The sequence below is a fragment of the Nostoc sp. FACHB-280 genome, assembly GCF_014697615.1.
GTDB lineage: Bacteria > Cyanobacteriota > Cyanobacteriia > Cyanobacteriales > Nostocaceae > Nostoc_B.
Genome location: NZ_JACJSD010000003.1, coordinates 229,045 through 244,723, shown reverse-complemented (window position 1 = coordinate 244,723; position 15,679 = coordinate 229,045). Strand labels below are relative to the sequence as shown.

The 15,679-nt window shown below is 40.7% G+C and carries 13 protein-coding genes; 10 read left to right on the top strand and 3 right to left on the bottom strand.

Annotation, left to right across the window (positions count from 1 at the left end; all coding sequences use genetic code 11):
* Positions 1-40 precede the first annotated feature (40 nt).
* Entirely contained in the window at positions 41-3,361 is a 3,321-nt protein-coding gene (locus tag H6G75_RS03825) for an ATP-binding protein (protein ID WP_190978647.1), read from the bottom strand.
* 883 nt (positions 3,362-4,244) lie between these two features.
* Between H6G75_RS03825 and H6G75_RS33750 the strand changes: the two genes are divergently transcribed.
* From H6G75_RS33750 to H6G75_RS03790, 7 genes are all read left to right on the top strand, one after another.
* The gene (locus tag H6G75_RS33750; protein ID WP_313934787.1) at positions 4,245-4,595 is read left to right on the top strand and encodes a circadian clock protein KaiA; all 351 of its coding nucleotides are present in this window, start codon (positions 4,245-4,247) and stop codon (positions 4,593-4,595) included.
* 103 nt (positions 4,596-4,698) lie between these two features.
* Positions 4,699-5,025 (top strand): circadian clock protein KaiB, encoded by a 327-nt coding sequence (gene kaiB / locus H6G75_RS03815; protein WP_062294773.1) that lies wholly within the window; start codon positions 4,699-4,701, stop codon positions 5,023-5,025.
* Between the two features lie 76 nt (positions 5,026-5,101).
* A complete protein-coding gene (kaiC, locus tag H6G75_RS03810) occupies positions 5,102-6,661 on the top strand; it encodes a circadian clock protein KaiC (RefSeq protein ID WP_190978645.1) in 1,560 nt (519 codons plus the stop codon).
* Positions 6,662-6,766: 105 nt separating this feature from the next.
* On the top strand, positions 6,767-9,007 hold the full coding sequence (locus H6G75_RS03805; RefSeq protein WP_190978644.1) for a TolC family protein: 2,241 nt from the start codon (positions 6,767-6,769) through the stop codon (positions 9,005-9,007).
* Between the two features lie 276 nt (positions 9,008-9,283).
* A complete protein-coding gene (locus H6G75_RS03800) occupies positions 9,284-9,682 on the top strand; it encodes a hypothetical protein (RefSeq protein WP_190978643.1) in 399 nt (132 codons plus the stop codon).
* 165 nt (positions 9,683-9,847) lie between these two features.
* On the top strand, positions 9,848-10,345 hold the full coding sequence (locus tag H6G75_RS03795; RefSeq protein ID WP_190978642.1) for a hypothetical protein: 498 nt from the start codon (positions 9,848-9,850) through the stop codon (positions 10,343-10,345).
* 94 nt (positions 10,346-10,439) lie between these two features.
* Entirely contained in the window at positions 10,440-11,219 is a 780-nt protein-coding gene (locus H6G75_RS03790) for a photosystem II S4 domain protein (RefSeq protein WP_190978641.1), read from the top strand.
* Here the strand turns inward: H6G75_RS03790 and H6G75_RS03785 are convergent.
* The gene (locus tag H6G75_RS03785; RefSeq protein ID WP_242051444.1) at positions 11,176-11,544 is read right to left on the bottom strand and encodes a hypothetical protein; all 369 of its coding nucleotides are present in this window, start codon (positions 11,542-11,544) and stop codon (positions 11,176-11,178) included. The genes H6G75_RS03790 and H6G75_RS03785 overlap by 44 nt on opposite strands.
* Before the next feature lie 44 nt (positions 11,545-11,588).
* Between H6G75_RS03785 and H6G75_RS03780 the strand changes: the two genes are divergently transcribed.
* The gene (locus H6G75_RS03780) at positions 11,589-12,203 is read left to right on the top strand and encodes a hypothetical protein (protein ID WP_190978640.1); all 615 of its coding nucleotides are present in this window, start codon (positions 11,589-11,591) and stop codon (positions 12,201-12,203) included.
* Positions 12,204-12,530: 327 nt separating this feature from the next.
* On the opposite strand, the gene H6G75_RS03775 is transcribed toward H6G75_RS03780, so the two are convergent.
* Complete coding sequence (locus H6G75_RS03775) at positions 12,531-13,127, bottom strand: glyoxalase-like domain protein (protein WP_062294779.1); 597 nt, start codon at positions 13,125-13,127, stop codon at positions 12,531-12,533.
* A 198-nt stretch (positions 13,128-13,325) separates the two neighbouring features.
* Between H6G75_RS03775 and H6G75_RS03770 the strand changes: the two genes are divergently transcribed.
* Entirely contained in the window at positions 13,326-13,964 is a 639-nt protein-coding gene (locus H6G75_RS03770) for a sigma-70 family RNA polymerase sigma factor (RefSeq protein ID WP_190594220.1), read from the top strand.
* Between the two features lie 90 nt (positions 13,965-14,054).
* A complete protein-coding gene (locus H6G75_RS03765) occupies positions 14,055-15,176 on the top strand; it encodes a tetratricopeptide repeat protein (protein WP_190978639.1) in 1,122 nt (373 codons plus the stop codon).
* The last annotated feature ends 503 nt before the right edge of the window (positions 15,177-15,679 follow it).

The following is a 15,679-nucleotide window of genomic DNA, read 5'->3' as shown; positions in this document are numbered from 1 at the left end:
ACCACTGATTACTCGGACACGATATAAGTTTGTCCTGTCTCTATTTACTTTTTGCTTGTTGATGGTGCAGTAAAGCCTGATTAACATGATGCAGTAAATCTTCCATTGAGATGGAACGGGGTAAAATTTCTGTAGCGATCGCCCTAACTGATTGATCTACAGAATCTCGGTTTCCATGTTTGTGGGGCTTAATTTCTGCTGGAGAATTCCCTTGCTCACGTTGAGAACGTTGATCAAGTACTAAAATCGGCGGTAAATTTACTGTCGCAGCTTTTAATACTTTCAATGCTTTTAAGACATCTTGGTGAATTGGCGATTCTCCCAAGCAAATCAGCAACAAGTCAACGCTATTGTGGCGAATTTGTTGGTTAACTTCTGCCCAACAGCGCCCAATTGCGGCTTTTAAACCTGCGGTTTGCAAATACTGAATTAAAGCTTGAAACCACTCTGAGCCTCTTTCGCTAGTTGCATAATTCGTAGCAGCATTTTTCAGGGTGCGATCGTGTCTCACCTGTTTCCGCCTGATTTGGGGTAAATCATGCAGTGTGGTCAAATCCACGACTAAAATACTTGGTGGACAGCAAATACCAGAGGCAATTTGTAATACTGACAATAAAGGATCAAGTTTGTCAGAGCGACTGTGATTAGTTTTCCCAAAGGGTGTTAAGCAGGGAAATACAGAGAGTCCAGGTATCTGGGAAGCCGCCAAGCTAGTAGCCACATCACAAGTTACCAGTGGGAGAGCGACTAAACGTGGGTGCTGAATTAATTGCTGTAAATAACTTTGGGCTAACGCGCCTTCTATATCTAATAAGATGACATCAAATTGCCACACCCTAGCTAGGAGTTCTGCTTGATCTAGGTTATCCACTTCTATCACCCGATGCTCACGCAATGAGGGGTGGGGGTTAATTGATGTTAATTCAGGATTAACCAATCGCAGAATTCGTAATGGTTGATTTTTAGTAATTGTGGGCGTACTACCAACCTCGGCAGCTGTAATTGTGGGTTCGGCACACAATTTTTCTAACAGAGGTGCTAAAGCTTGACTTTCTACGGGTAAGCTCAAGAAACCATCTGCTTGGTTGGCAAATGCTTGCTCTTTTTCTGCGGCTGTGGCAGTGATAATCATGGGGATGTGTCTTGTGGCTATGTCAGATTTGATCAATGTCAGTACATCCCAGCCAGAAAGTAATGGTAATAAAGGATTTAAAAATATAGCTTGTGGTTGTAAGCGTCGCGCTTTTTCGACGGCTTCTGTTCCCGAACGGGCAATAATGACTCGATAACCCAAACCTTTGAGTTTTTCTGCCAAATCTTCTATATATCGAGCCACAGCTTCGACTATCAGTACTAATCTTTGGGAACAACCAGGGAGATGTTGATTATTGTTACCTGGAGATGTAACAGTAAGGGGAACTTTTGGGATACCCAGATTTTGCTGGGTTCTATCTTCCGGATTGTTAATTTCTGGATCAGTAAAACCTGTGGTTGGGGGACTAGGCGGTAATAAGAGTGTAAATTGACTGCCTTTGCCTTCTTGAGACAAAAAGCTGACATCGCCGCCATGCAAGCGGGCTAAAGCTCTGGTTAACACAAGTCCTAAACCAGTTCCTTCAAATTGTCTGGTCAGGGGATTTTCTAGCTGTTGAAATTTCTGAAAAATTAAATGTTGCTGGTGTTCGGGAATACCTATACCTGTATCCCAAATGGTAAAAGCAATCCAGCCTTCCCAACGACTGACGCGCAGACCGATTTCGCCGGATGTTTCCGTAAATTTAAAAGCGTTGGACAGCAAATGTACCAACATCTGGCGCAAACGCAATTCATCCGCCACCATCTGCTCTAAGCCTTGTTCAATGGCTAAGGTAAATTTCGGCACTGTAGAGCTGATCTGGGCTTGGCTGCTGGGGACAGTTTTGCTGCTTTGAGTGTGGATGGCGGTGACTTCGGCGAGGGCGCGATCGCACACAGCTTGTATATTCACTGGTGCGAGGGTTAACTCCATCTGCCCAGTTTCCATCCGAGTCAAGTCTAAAATATCGTTGACCACACTCATTAAATGACGACCGCTTTGATGAATTAGTCCGGCGTAGCGTGCTTGTCGTTCGTTTAATTCTCCTAATTGTTGGTCTACGAGTAACCGTGATAATCCTAAAACTGCCGTTAGGGGGGTTTTCAGTTCATGGCTAATACAAGCTAAAAATTCATCTTTTAAGCGATTCAGTTGAATCAAGTCGGCATTTTTGGCGGCCAGTTCTTTACATAATTGTTGCTGTTCGGTGACATCAGTCCCTAAAACCAACCACAAATGATGATGATTTTCGGCTGCTTCTTCTAAAACGCGCAAATCTGGGCTATCTAAGGGGATTTTGGCAAATTGCCAGATGCGTTCTTGACCGTTTTGTTCTTCAACCACACAGGTGCAAGTCCCCATTTGGCTATCTAAAAAGCAGCGATTAAAAGCAGGTGATTTTGCTGGTGATTGTGGGAGTAAATTGTTATGGGGTAAAGCTTCATGCTTCAACGCCCATGTATGTTCTACGGAATTAAACTTGAATTGAGATAATGTGCCATCTTCACTATAGGGAACTTTCACCGCCGTTTGACTGGCATATTCTGGTTGTTTGGCTGAGGCTGGCGACAGGATATGTGCGACTTGTCGCCGCACATCTTCTGGGTCTTTTAAACCTCCCAACTGTTGCCACCAAGCTGGATTTTGGGTAACGATTTCTCCAGTACTGGTTTGCAGCATTAATGGCCAAGGCAGTTGTTCGAGTAACTTGATCAGGGGTTTGTGGCGCAATGGCTGAAATGAATGAGTTTTGCGCGATCGCCAGTGAGTTTTGACTTTAGAACTGTTGGTGTCTGGGGTTTCTCTGGATACCTGACCAACCGACTGCAAAAAATTAGCTGCTGTTTTACCTGCTTTTTCTTGGGCTAACAATCGCAATAAACGACTGTTGTCTAATAAACCTAAAAATTTGCCTTCACTATCAATTAGTGTCCAATTCACATTGTGACTGGATGAGGCAGAATAGTAACGCAAAAACTCTACAAAGTGTTCAACGCGATCGCTGGCTGCTAATATTTGTAATGGCTCAAAAATACTGTGCTTCCAGAAGGTCAAGGGCTGTTGCAGCAAATCCAAATATTGTTCTTCTGGGGATTCGATCAGCAGTTTTTGGGTTAATTGAACTGATTTTAACAACCCTATTGGTTCTTGGTTTTGATTAACTACTACTAAGCGATCGCACTGTTCTTGCTCAAAAACTTCTAAAGCCGCTACTAACGTACTTGTTTCACCACATTTAGGTACGGTTGCTAGAAAGTTATAAAGCGGGTACTGTAGCATTGACATAAGGCTTTGGGGTTAATTCTTCCTCTAGCAGCGTTGAGCTTGAACATTGGCGATCGGATAAATAGTGTTCGCGCTGACAATAACATCCTCCTCAACCAACTCATTTCCCCAATTCTTGTTTGAACCTTAAGACCATTGCCGTGGTAAATTGAATTGTTCCAGACACAGCCTTGCTAGGTGCCTTTGCCTTGGTCACTTTATAACTTTGGGGAAATAACCTGACAGTGTTTTACTGGTATTGTCACTTTTGATCAAGAGTGACAGCTAAAACAATTATGGCTCTCAAGACTCGCTTTAGAACCTTGAGGAATTATAATGATTTAGAATGCGAGCCTACTTTAAGTTAGTTTAAGTATCCTATCAAGGGGTGAAATCAAAAAATCTACATTCTGATAGATATACATATGCGAATCTCAATCAACTAATGTACCCTCTATAACGAACACCTCATCTGCCGCTCAATAAATCTTCCTACTTACTTGTTTTCTATGGTCATTGAGTCACTATAGAAAGTTGTTTATCTAGAGCGGTAATTGAGAATTGACTAACAACTTAACTAATTATTAGTCAGGTTCTCTCAAGTTTCACTCAAACTTTGTTCAACTTAACCAACTTTGGTTGGAGTGATTAAGCAAGATGTTTAAATATATAAATGCTACTACCTATACTATTTTTCCAACAAAATGTTAAAAAAATTTTAGATAACCTAGATCAGCTAGGCACCCAATTACCATTTAACCCAAAAAATGAGTACTTTTTTCAGCCTAGTATTGGTCAATTTAGCACATCTGGTCTAGTGTCTGCCACTACAGCTAGACTCTACTCCTTACTAAATTGTTCGCCAGCGAATCTTAATCAAAATTTTATAGACAAGTATTTTTCCGTGTTTGCGTGCCAGCAGCAAAAACCACAACAGGTTTTTCAGCAAATGACTCAAGTGGATCAGCGGGTATTGTTACAACAAATTAAATCTGATTATCGTCAGATTCTTATAGATTACTTTACTACAGACAAAACCTTGAAAGAAAAAATTGATAAATTTATCAATACAGTGTTTTGTGCTAATATTCCTGTGCCTCAAATCATCGAAATTCACATGGAACTCATTGATGAGTTTTCTAAACAGCTAAAATTAGAAGGAAGGAGTGATGACACATTACTTGATTACCGTTTGACTCTCATAGATATCTTAGCCCACCTGTGTGAAGCTTATAGATGTGCAATTTCTAAATAGAAAATTACAACCATCAGCAACAGTTACAAACACCAAACACTATGGTACTTCCCTAAAATCATTAAAGTTAGATTTTAGTTTTTATGTTTAAGTTCGGATCTTTATGAATAAAGCCAGAAAAACTTATGTTCTCAAACTTTATGTGGCTGGGAACACGCCTAACTCAGTCCGGGCATTAAAAACACTAAAAAACATATTAGAGCAGGAGTTTCAAGGTGTTTATGCACTCAAAGTCATTGATGTCATGAAAAACCCCCAACTAGCTGAAGAAGATAAAATTTTAGCGACACCAACATTATCAAAAATTTTGCCGCCTCCTGTTCGTAAAATTATTGGTGATCTTTCAGATAGAGAAAGAGTATTAATTGGATTAGATTTATTGTATGAAGAACTAAGTGAAGAAGACTGGGAAGAATCCCAAAACCTTTAATTTAAATTTTTTGAAGACAAATTAGTACCTTTAGTAAGAGAAAAACTGGGTTAAAAACCCTATTTATGATCAGGCAATGAGTGAAAACGAACAAAAAGAGCAGAACCAAACACCAATTGGTGGTGTAGAAAAAATTCGGACAATGATCGAGGGCTTTGACGATATTAGTCATGGTGGTTTACCAGTAGGTAGAACTACCTTGGTCAGCGGCACCTCTGGTACAGGTAAAACCTTATTATCCCTTCAGTTTTTATATAACGGCATTACTTATTTTGATGAGCCGGGCGTATTTGTGACCTTTGAAGAATCACCCAGCGACATTATCAAAAATGCTCATATTTTTGGTTGGAACTTACAACGCTTAATTGATGAAGGTAAATTATTTATTCTTGATGCTTCGCCAGACCCAGAAGGTCAAGATATTGTTGGTAATTTTGACCTTTCGGCATTAATTGAGCGATTACAATATGCCATTCGGAAATACAAAGCCAAACGAGTTTCTATTGATTCAATTACCGCCGTATTTCAACAATATGAAGCCGTAGGAGTCGTCAGACGCGAAATTTTTCGTCTGGTGGCCCGCTTAAAACAACTGAATGTCACTACCATCATTACCACGGAACGAAGTGAAGAATATGGCCCTGTGGCTTCCTTTGGAGTTGAGGAATTTGTTTCGGATAACGTGGTAATTGTGAGGAATGTACTAGAAGGAGAACGTCGGCGACGGACGACGGAAATTCTCAAGTTACGGGGTACAACCCACATGAAAGGTGAGTATCCTTTTACCATTACTAATGCTGGAGTCAACATCTTTCCTCTGGGCGCAATGCGCTTAACTCAAAGGTCTTCTAATGTCCGCGTTTCCTCTGGTGTCAAAACACTGGATGAAATGTGTGGTGGTGGTTTCTTTAAAGATTCGATTATTTTAGCCACAGGAGCAACTGGTACTGGGAAGACACTACTTGTAAGTAAATTTTTACAAGATGGTTGTGTTAATGGTGAACGTGCCATTTTATTTGCTTACGAAGAATCACGCGCTCAACTCTCACGTAATGCTTCTTCTTGGGGAATTGATTTTGAAGAATTAGAACATCAAGGGTTACTCAAAATCATTTGTACTTATCCCGAATCAACTGGTTTAGAAGATCACTTGCAAATTATTAAGTCAGAAATTGCTAATTTTAAACCAGCAAGAATTGCCATTGATTCACTTTCAGCTTTAGCCAGAGGTGTAAGTAATAACGCTTTTCGTCAGTTTGTCATTGGTGTAACTGGTTATGCCAAGCAAGAAGAAATCACTGGCTTTTTTACCAATACAACTGACCAATTTATGGGTTCTCATTCCATTACAGACTCACATATTTCCACAATTACTGACACAATTTTGATGTTGCAGTACGTAGAAATTCGTGGAGAAATGTCACGGGCAATTAACGTGTTTAAAATGCGAGGTTCGTGGCACGATAAGGGAATTCGTGAGTATAATATTACGGCTGACGGCCCAGAAATTAAAGATTCTTTCAGGAACTACGAAAGGATTGTCAGCGGTGCGCCTACCCGCGTTAGCATCGACGAAAAGGCAGAACTTTCTCGTATAGTCAGAAGTTTTGAAGACAAAAGGAGTCCCGATTCCTAAATTTGGTATCGTGCTATATTCCTTCTTCAATTTAGTATCGTGCTATATTCGTGTGGTGAAGAAAAGGTTTCTGCCGCTAGATTGATTTTCGTGTGAGGGAATGCGGTGAAAGGACAGCAATTTTTTCATAAGAGACAGCAATTATTTCATACTTTCTTACCTGGTGTAACAGCAGCGGTATTAACTACCCAACCCGCTTTGGCTAACACAGTAAAGGTAAGTAACGTACAACAAAAATCTGCCCCTAGTGTTGTGGCTTTAACTGATAGTCACAACGGAGTAGCAGAAGACACGCAACTGCCTAAAACTGCAAACCAGATGTTTCCAGATGCAGGCTTTAATACTGAGTTAACTGCATTCAATGTGCCTACTTTAAATAGTCAAAGTCATCCAGGCACATTTGCAGAAAATACTGGTATAACACTGGCACAAATACCTCAAAAAAATCCAGTTGGTTTTGCCAATTCGACACCAGCTTTAAATTTTTCTCAAAAGTCAGAACTGCGTAATTCACGCAGAATTCAAAAACAAAAAAAATCAGCTACTACGGCTAGAGAGAAATTTAATGATACATCTATTAATTCTGCTAGTCCGCCCGCTGCTGCTATTCCCAAAAAACCTGTTTTCTTATCTTCGATTCAACAGTCCGCAGGGTCAAAGCCAAATTTAAAAACTCAGTTGCCTATAGCCCAATCAACGGTGTTTAAGGGTGCAGGGGCGGCGCAATTGTTAGCCACACGCAGTTGCTCACAGCAAATCGGGATATCGACTACGTTATCTTTGTACTCTAGAGGTTGTGAGCAGCAAAAATTACCTGGAGAGCTAACGGCACAAAGCAATACAGCCACACCAGCACCTGCGGAAGTAGCACCAGACTCTACGACTGTGCCTAGTACTAGTGATTCTGGTGCTACGCCAGTGGAGACAGCACCAGCAAATAATCCAACTCCTGTTGTAGAACCTGCCAATGCTCCCCAACCCAGTAATACTAGTCCGGCTACTAGTGATGCTGTCCAAGTTCCCGAAAACTTGATTCCTACTGCGAATCCTCTGCAATTTCCGACAAAAGCCGAGGAAGTGACTGTTCAAGGTAATCAACCAATTACTTTAGAACAGGCTTTGGCGGTAGCGCGACGGAATAATCGAGAACTACAGATATCGGTATTGCAGTTAGAACGCAGTCGAGGAGCTTTACGGGAAGCGCAAGCCGCCTTGTATCCGAGTTTGGATTTGAATGCGGATATTACTCGTAGTCAGTCGGCTTCCAGTCAGCTACAAGATACGTTAAATGGGCGAGCAGGGTTAAGTTCTAACAATGATCAACCTAGCACTGGGTTCAATGGTCAGGCGCAATTGACGTATAATATTTACACTTCAGGAAGACGGCAAGCGGCGATTAAAGAAGCTGAAGAACAGGTACGTTTCAATGAATTGGATGTGGAACGTCAGTCTGAGGAAATTCGCCTAAATGTGACTACCCAATATTACGACTTGCAAGAAGCTGATGAGCAAGTACGGATTAACCAGTCAGCAGTGGAAAATGCCCAAGCTAGTTTGCGTGATGCGGAAGCCTTAGAGCGTGCGGGAGTTGGGACACGCTTTGATGTTTTGCGATCGCAAGTTAACTTAGCCAATGCTCAACAAGACTTAACTAATGCTATTTCCAATCAGCTAATAGCCAGACGACAGCTAGTCACTACCCTGAGTTTGCCACAAGATATTACTATTAGTGCGGCAGATACAGTGCAGTTAGCTGGTTTGTGGAATCGGTCATTAGAAGAAAGTATTGTTTTGGCGTTTCAAAATCGTCCAGAACTACAACAGCAGTTGGCACAACGGAACATTAGTGAACAACAGCGCCGACAAGCCTTAGCAGCAAATTTACCACAATTGAGTTTTATTGCTAACTACAACTTGTTGGATCAGTTTGATGATAGTGTCAGCATTACTGATGGTTATTCTGTTGGGGTGAGAGCAAGCTGGAACTTGTTTGATGGTGGCGCAGCAAGGGCGAGAGCATCTCAAGCCAGAACAAATAAAGCGATCGCAGAAACCAACTTTGCCGAGCAGCGTAACCAAATCCGCTTCCAAGTAGAACAGGCTTTTTCTACCCAACGGTCTAATTTAGACAATGTGCAAACAGCTAACACAGCCTTAGAACAAGCCAGAGAAGCTCTACGTCTGGCGCGGTTACGCTTCCAAGCTGGGGTGGGTACGCAAACTGATGTAATTAACTCCGAAACTGACTTAACAAGAGCAGAAGGTAATCGAGTCACCGCTATCTTAAATTACAACAGGGCTTTAGCTCGATTACAGCGTGCAGTTACTATTAGGTCATTTCGTTAATTAGTCAATGGTCATGGAAGAGGAAAAGGGGCAGGGAGAGGGGGAGAGACTGGGACAGAGCTTTTACTCTGCCCCAAAGCAAGTGTCCTAGAAGAACGGGGCTTGATACATAAATTCCACTTTGCTCCACACCAGAGGGAAGGGCTTGTTCTCCCTGCTCCCTGCCCCCTTCCCCCCTGCTTCTTCAGTCAATAGTTCTGGCTGAGAGTTGAAAGTTTTAACTCTGGACTATTGACTCTAGACTATTGACTATGGACTATTGACTACAGACTACTCATGACTCAAGTTACATCTCAAGAAATTGCCTTATTTCGTTCTCAGTTAGCAGATGATCCCGTAGCTATGGAAGCACTGGATTTGATTGAAGACTGTGAAGGAGATTTAGAAGATGCAGCCATGACACTCGCTATCAAAGCAGGACAAGAACCAGAACAAGCAAATGCTGAATGGTTGGATGCTTTGGCGAAAAAATGGCGGGCGGTAATTTGTGAATCAGAATTTAGAGAAGAATTGTTAAATAGCTCGATTTTAGAGATGATGGCACATCTCAAAACAATGCCTACCTTCCCTAAAATTCTGGCGACACCAGTTTTAATCTACGTCCTCAAGCAAGGTGTGAACAATTTTTGTGAACCACTGGATGGGATTAAATTGGGAGTGGGGAGTGGGGAGTAGGGAGTAAGGGGACAAGGGAGATGAGGGGGACAAGGGGGACAAGGGAGAATAATAAATCAGCACTCAGCACTCAGCACTTCAGACTCAGCACTCAGCACTCAGCACTTTTTTCCTGATACCCTGTTAATTAAGGCGAACTTCTTTCAGGAAACTGTTGTTAGATCAATGAATTACCTTGTTGCTGTATTACCAGACCGTATCCAAGCTGAAGCTGCTTATTTAGCACTAGAAAAAGACAGCATTAACAGCACAATCTTAGGTAGGGGATATAAAACTGCTGACGAGTTTGGTTTGATTGATCCCAAAGAGCAAGCTAAGAAGCAAGCAAAACTGATGACATTTTGGTTAGTACCGTTTGGTTTTTTTGCTGGTTTTACCTTCAGTTTCATCACTGGGTTAAATACCTTTGCTTGGGCTGGTGAAATTGGTAATCACGTTATTGGGGGATTACTGGGGGCTGGTAGTGGCGCTATGGGTGCTGTGTTTGTTGGTGGGGGAGTAGGGCTGGTTACAGGTAGTGGTGATGCACTACCTTATCGCAACCGCTTGGATGCTGGTAAGTATTTAATCGTGGTTCAGGGTTCGGAAACTCTGACTCGCCAAGCCACCAGGATACTACGTCAGTTTGAGCCAGAAAATATTCAAGGTTATGCTGACACATAAAGTATGAAGTGGGAAGTGGGAAGTGGGAAATTTATCTTTTAACTTCCTGTCTTCAGACTAAAGACAATTGACCATTGACTATTGACTTTTAATAATGTTGCCACGAGAAGAACTTTTAAAGGGTGTAGAAAATCGAGATACTGTTGCGCGTGTGATTGATCAGGCGGAACAGGCGATCAAAACTTGGGAAGTGGTGTTGACTGATTTTTTGTCTCCGCCAGAATTAGCAGAAATTCAACGGGTTTTTAATCGATTAACTGAAGTGCAGTTATTGGCTTGGGGTGGATATCCCCAAGCTGAACGCCAACGAATTGCGATCGCTCGTGGAGAACTCCCCTTAGATCAATCACAAGTGGCTATTGTAGCTTTAGAAATTGCGGGGAATTTTTTGTTTGATACCGCCAGTCACCGTGATTTTTTAGGTGCAATGTTGGGAACCGGAATTGTCCGGGAGAAGACAGGAGACATTATTGTTTTGGGAGAACGGGGAGCGCAGGTAATTGTTGTGCCAGAAATGGCAGAATTTTTAGAGATGAATCTGCAACAAGTACGCTCAGTTCCCGTAAAAACCCAAAGAATAGACATTAGTGAATTAAAAATTCGGGAACCCAAGAAAAAAGAATTAACGACTGTAGAGGCTTCTTTAAGATTAGATGCGATCGCCAGTGCTGGTTTTGGGATGTCTCGCAGCAAAATGGTAGACTTAATCGATGGTGGCGATGTGCGCGTTAATTGGAAGGAAATTACCCAAGCTAGTTTTCAAGTCAAATCTGGCGATTTAGTTGCCATTCGCGGTAAAGGGCGTTTAGAAGTGGGCGAAGTGGCGATTACTAAAAAAGACCGTTACCGTGTTCAACTGACGCGATATATGTAACATTATCCCAAATTCTTGGATCACATTTATCTAAGTTTTCTCTAATTAAGATTTCTCCCTCCCATTTACCCGCAGTTTTTTCAAAAAAATCAGCAGGATAACCTAATTCTTCAGGTGTATGTATTGTTTCTTCAGGAGAATCACTAATAATTATTTCTAATTCTTGGTTAGCTAATTTCAGGGGAAGTTGTAACAATAATTTCCCTTCTGCATCAACTTTTGATTTAAATTTTAGCTTCATAATAACATTTCCTCGAACAATTGTTAATATCATACTGTGATTCAGTAAAACCATTTTTTGCCTGTCTTTTTTATCAACTGGCAAACATCATGTTCAAATCGTAGTTAAAGAATTTTAAGAGGGAAATTATGACTAAACAAAAAATTCTCCAAGAAGGACAATCTTATACTTTTCGGTCTTATTTTGAATTACCTTATGACCCGGAAGAAATATTAGCTGAATTAGGTTACTCCTTTACTAAAAAATCTTTTACTTTACCTCATACATCAAACCAATTAGAAAACATTAAAGCACTCAAAAATAAAATTACTTTTTTTTTACCTTTGGTAAGTTTAAATAATGAAACTGCAAGACGGGAAACTTTAGTTGCACCTCTATTGTTAGAAGTGATTACCTATTGTCAATGTCAGTTAAAAATTGAATATGCAGTTAATATCAATAATTGGTTAAAAGGAAATCTGGATTATTTATTACGTTCTCACCAAAGTTTATTAGTAATTGAAGCTAAAAATGATGATTTAGCTAGGGGATTTACGCAATTAGCTATTGAGTTAATAGCTTTATCAGAGATTGAAGAAAATAAATCTGTTTTTTATGGGGCTGTAACTACTGGAGAAATTTGGCGGTTTGGCAAATTAGAAGTTGACACAAAACAAATTACTCAAGATTTGACTCTTTTTACCGTACCAGATGATATTGAAGAAATTGGTCAGATATTAATTGGAATTTTGGAAACAGAATAAATTATTATACTTTTGATCGCTGCTTGATTAGACCTCTTGCATAAATCAGATTATGCCTACTAAACAAGCGAATTATCTGTAACTCTTTGCGCCTTTGCGCCTTTGCGTGAGACTTAAAATTTGTGTTTTATAACATTCGTGCAAGAGGTCTATTTTAACTTTGGCGATCGCTCTGTCTATTTCTTGATATTCACAAGGCACGTTACATTTGATTTATCCTCGTCCAAGGACAGTGATCGCACTTGTCTATTTCAGTTAACCAAAATAAATATAGAGACATAGCGTTACTACGTCTCTACATTTTCTCTCAGTTTTTCACTTCTCTAATTAATTTGCCACTTCAGCGAGTTCAATAATCCGCCCTTCATAGTCTTTAATTAAGAAATTTAAAGGCTTTTGGTTGCGAATTTTAAATTTTAAACCACGGGTTTCTACCCGCAATAAAATCATTTCCAAGCAGTCACGGTCAAAACAAACATGACGCTGTTGGTTTTTGCTACCTAAACTTGCTCCGGTAATAACGTGTAGCTGGGTATTTTTTTTCAGTTGATACCAGAGTCCTTCGTTGGCATTGTTCATTGTTTTGCCTGACCAACTGGGACTGGCGGACATATACAAAGGGTCAATTGCAGTTGTGCCGATGGTTTGTTCATAGTTGTAGTAGTAGTGCAGAGGCACTTCTGCGGCTGGTAAATCAAGTAGCCCTTCGTACAACTGTCGGGCAATTTCCAAATCTGACACCATCACTGTGTGAACTTTGGGCGCACTGCTGAGAAACATCCACATCGCACCAGCATAAGCCGCCAGCAGCATTACCATAATACCTTGAGTCGAAAACAGACTATCTAAAGGTAGGGATGGTAAAAATGAGCCGAAAGTCAACGGGGCAAGTAAAAACTGCATTACATTAGCTGCTATAACCATGAACAAATTGAAGATTGTATAAGGGAGCCGCTTTTATTTTTATTGATAGAGACTAATATTAAGTCCTTGTCTTTAGTGTATCAATACTAAAGTGGTCTGATCTGGAACAGCAAACAGACATAAACGAAAATTTTACGGTTTGCACTCTGGGGCTATTGTTATAAACATTAATCTTAACAACTCTTAGCGAAAAGGCTTATGCAAATTCCTCATTTTCCCGAAACAAATCACCCGCTAGTTAAGTCGCTGTTTCATCACAATGACCAGGAACTGCTGAGTCTATTTCAACGATATCCAGAGGCTGGCAAGTATTTCACGGTGATTTTTTGTCGTTACAGCCCGATTGTTTATACTTTAATTCAACATTCGGCGCGATCGCCTGTCCAGGCAGATTATCTGTTTGCCCTGACTTGGCGACATATCTATTACGAACTGGGCGGACTGGATTTAGAAAACCCCCAACCCGGCCAAGAAGGTTTAACCTTACAAAATTGGCTAATTAACATCACAGCTTTTTGTATTAACGAGATTGAACTTCCGCCCACGGAAGCTATTCATTATTCGCTGCAAGCCACTTCGCCGCCCTTATGGTGTTATGTGGAAAAAGCTTTAGACCAGTTACCACCGATTTTACGTTTGATGGTGCTGATGGCACAAACGTTCCATTGGAGTGAAACCCGAATTGCAGCTTATTTGCAAGCGGAAGGCGAAAGAATTGCCCCTGCCGAAGTAGCCAATTTTCTCCAGGAAGGCTATCGTATGCTAGAGGCTAAATTACCTGCTGACATCCGCTCTATATACCTGGGAGAAGATTTAGTTCTATCGTCAACTACGTAATATTGCTGCTGTTATTGGTAATTATGCCGCACAAAATAAAACTTTTACTGAAACTTTATACTTTAAGCCGAATTTTCACAGGTAAGTTTTATGCAGCAACGGCATTTATTCCCATCCGCTTACACCTTAAATTCTAGAAGCTACGAATTTTGGCTGCTGAAGGGTATCACTACTGGGCGACGGGGTGATCATTTCCCATTTTTTAGTTTTTTCTTTTTACTGTTGACTTTTTTATTAACTCCAATTGTGGCAAATGCGAGTGATATTACTCAACAACTTCATCGTCCTGTAAACAGTTCTAGTTGGCAATATGACAGAGATGAAGCTGATAGTTTGCTGCGGATTGGTGAACAGCAATATCGCTCAGGTAATGCGGCAAAAACTATCGACTCTTGCTTACAAGCTTTAGAGATTTATCATTCTATTGGTGATGTCAGAGCTACCGGGTTAACTTATGAATTACTAGCTAAAGCTTATATTCAACAAGAGCGTTACAAAGAAGGGGAAGAAGCTTTACGCCGACGATTAGCGATCGCACGGGATAGCAAAGATTTTCAAGCCCAAATTTTCGCCTTAAATAATATCGCCGCAATTCTTCTGCAAAAAGAGGAAACTATCGCCGCCGGAAAAGCTGTGCAAGAAGCATTAACTATTGCTCAAGGTGTGAACAATATCGAAGGTCAAGGACTTTCTTTGAGCAATTTAGGCTTAGTGACTGCGAGACTGGGTGATTATAATAAGGCGATTAAACTTTATGAAACTGCTTTAAGTTATCGTCGCCAAAAAAATGATCCGATTGGCGAAGCGAACACTCTCAATAATTTAGGTGATGCTTATCTGGCTGCGGGGAATTATCCCGATACCATCGGTGCTTATGGGTTAGCAATGCGGTTGGCGCGACTAAATGGCGATCGCAATATTCAATTACGCGCCATTGATGGTTTAGTAAAAGCGCATACTTCTGTCGGACGCAATGAACGCGCTTTTGAATTACTCCAAGAACGTTTAGTCATCGCCCAAGAATTACAAAATCTGCCAGAACAGTTAAAATCATTTGAATCTTATGCAGCGTTCTATGAGCGGTTAGGTAATTATGCTACAGCCAGGAATTTTTACGAACGAGCAATTGCGATCGCTAATACTCTAGAAGACACGAAACGCGAACTGGTGTTAAAAGATAGATTAACAAAGTTGCAGAAAAAGCGAAATTAACGGTTACGGTATTGGTTCTCACTAACCATTGATTAAAATAGGCGCTGAAAGACAAGATCCCCGACTTCTTGAAGAAGTCGGGGATCTATTTTTATTTGAGAAAAAATATATAGCGGCTATAGAATCAGTGAAGTACAGGAAAAAATAATTAACCGCAGATGCACGCGGATGGAATTTGTGTGATTGCCCTACATTGACTGCTACTATGTGATATAAAAAAATAAATATAAATTAATCTAAAAAATCTCAATTACAGTCGGATTATTCAGGAATTTTTATTGTATAAATACCTAAATTAACACGATGTGCAACTTATTTTTTAAACCCCTCTCCAAACCTCTCCCCGACGCGGAGAGAGGCTTTGAGTCTTGCTCCCCTTCCCTCGTAGGGAAGGGGTTGGGGGTTAGGTTTAAGAGAAAGTTGCACACGACATAAATTAATCAAAATAAATATCTTTATTGAGCAGGTTGCACTCTCCCTGATTGTTCCCAGAGTAAATAAAA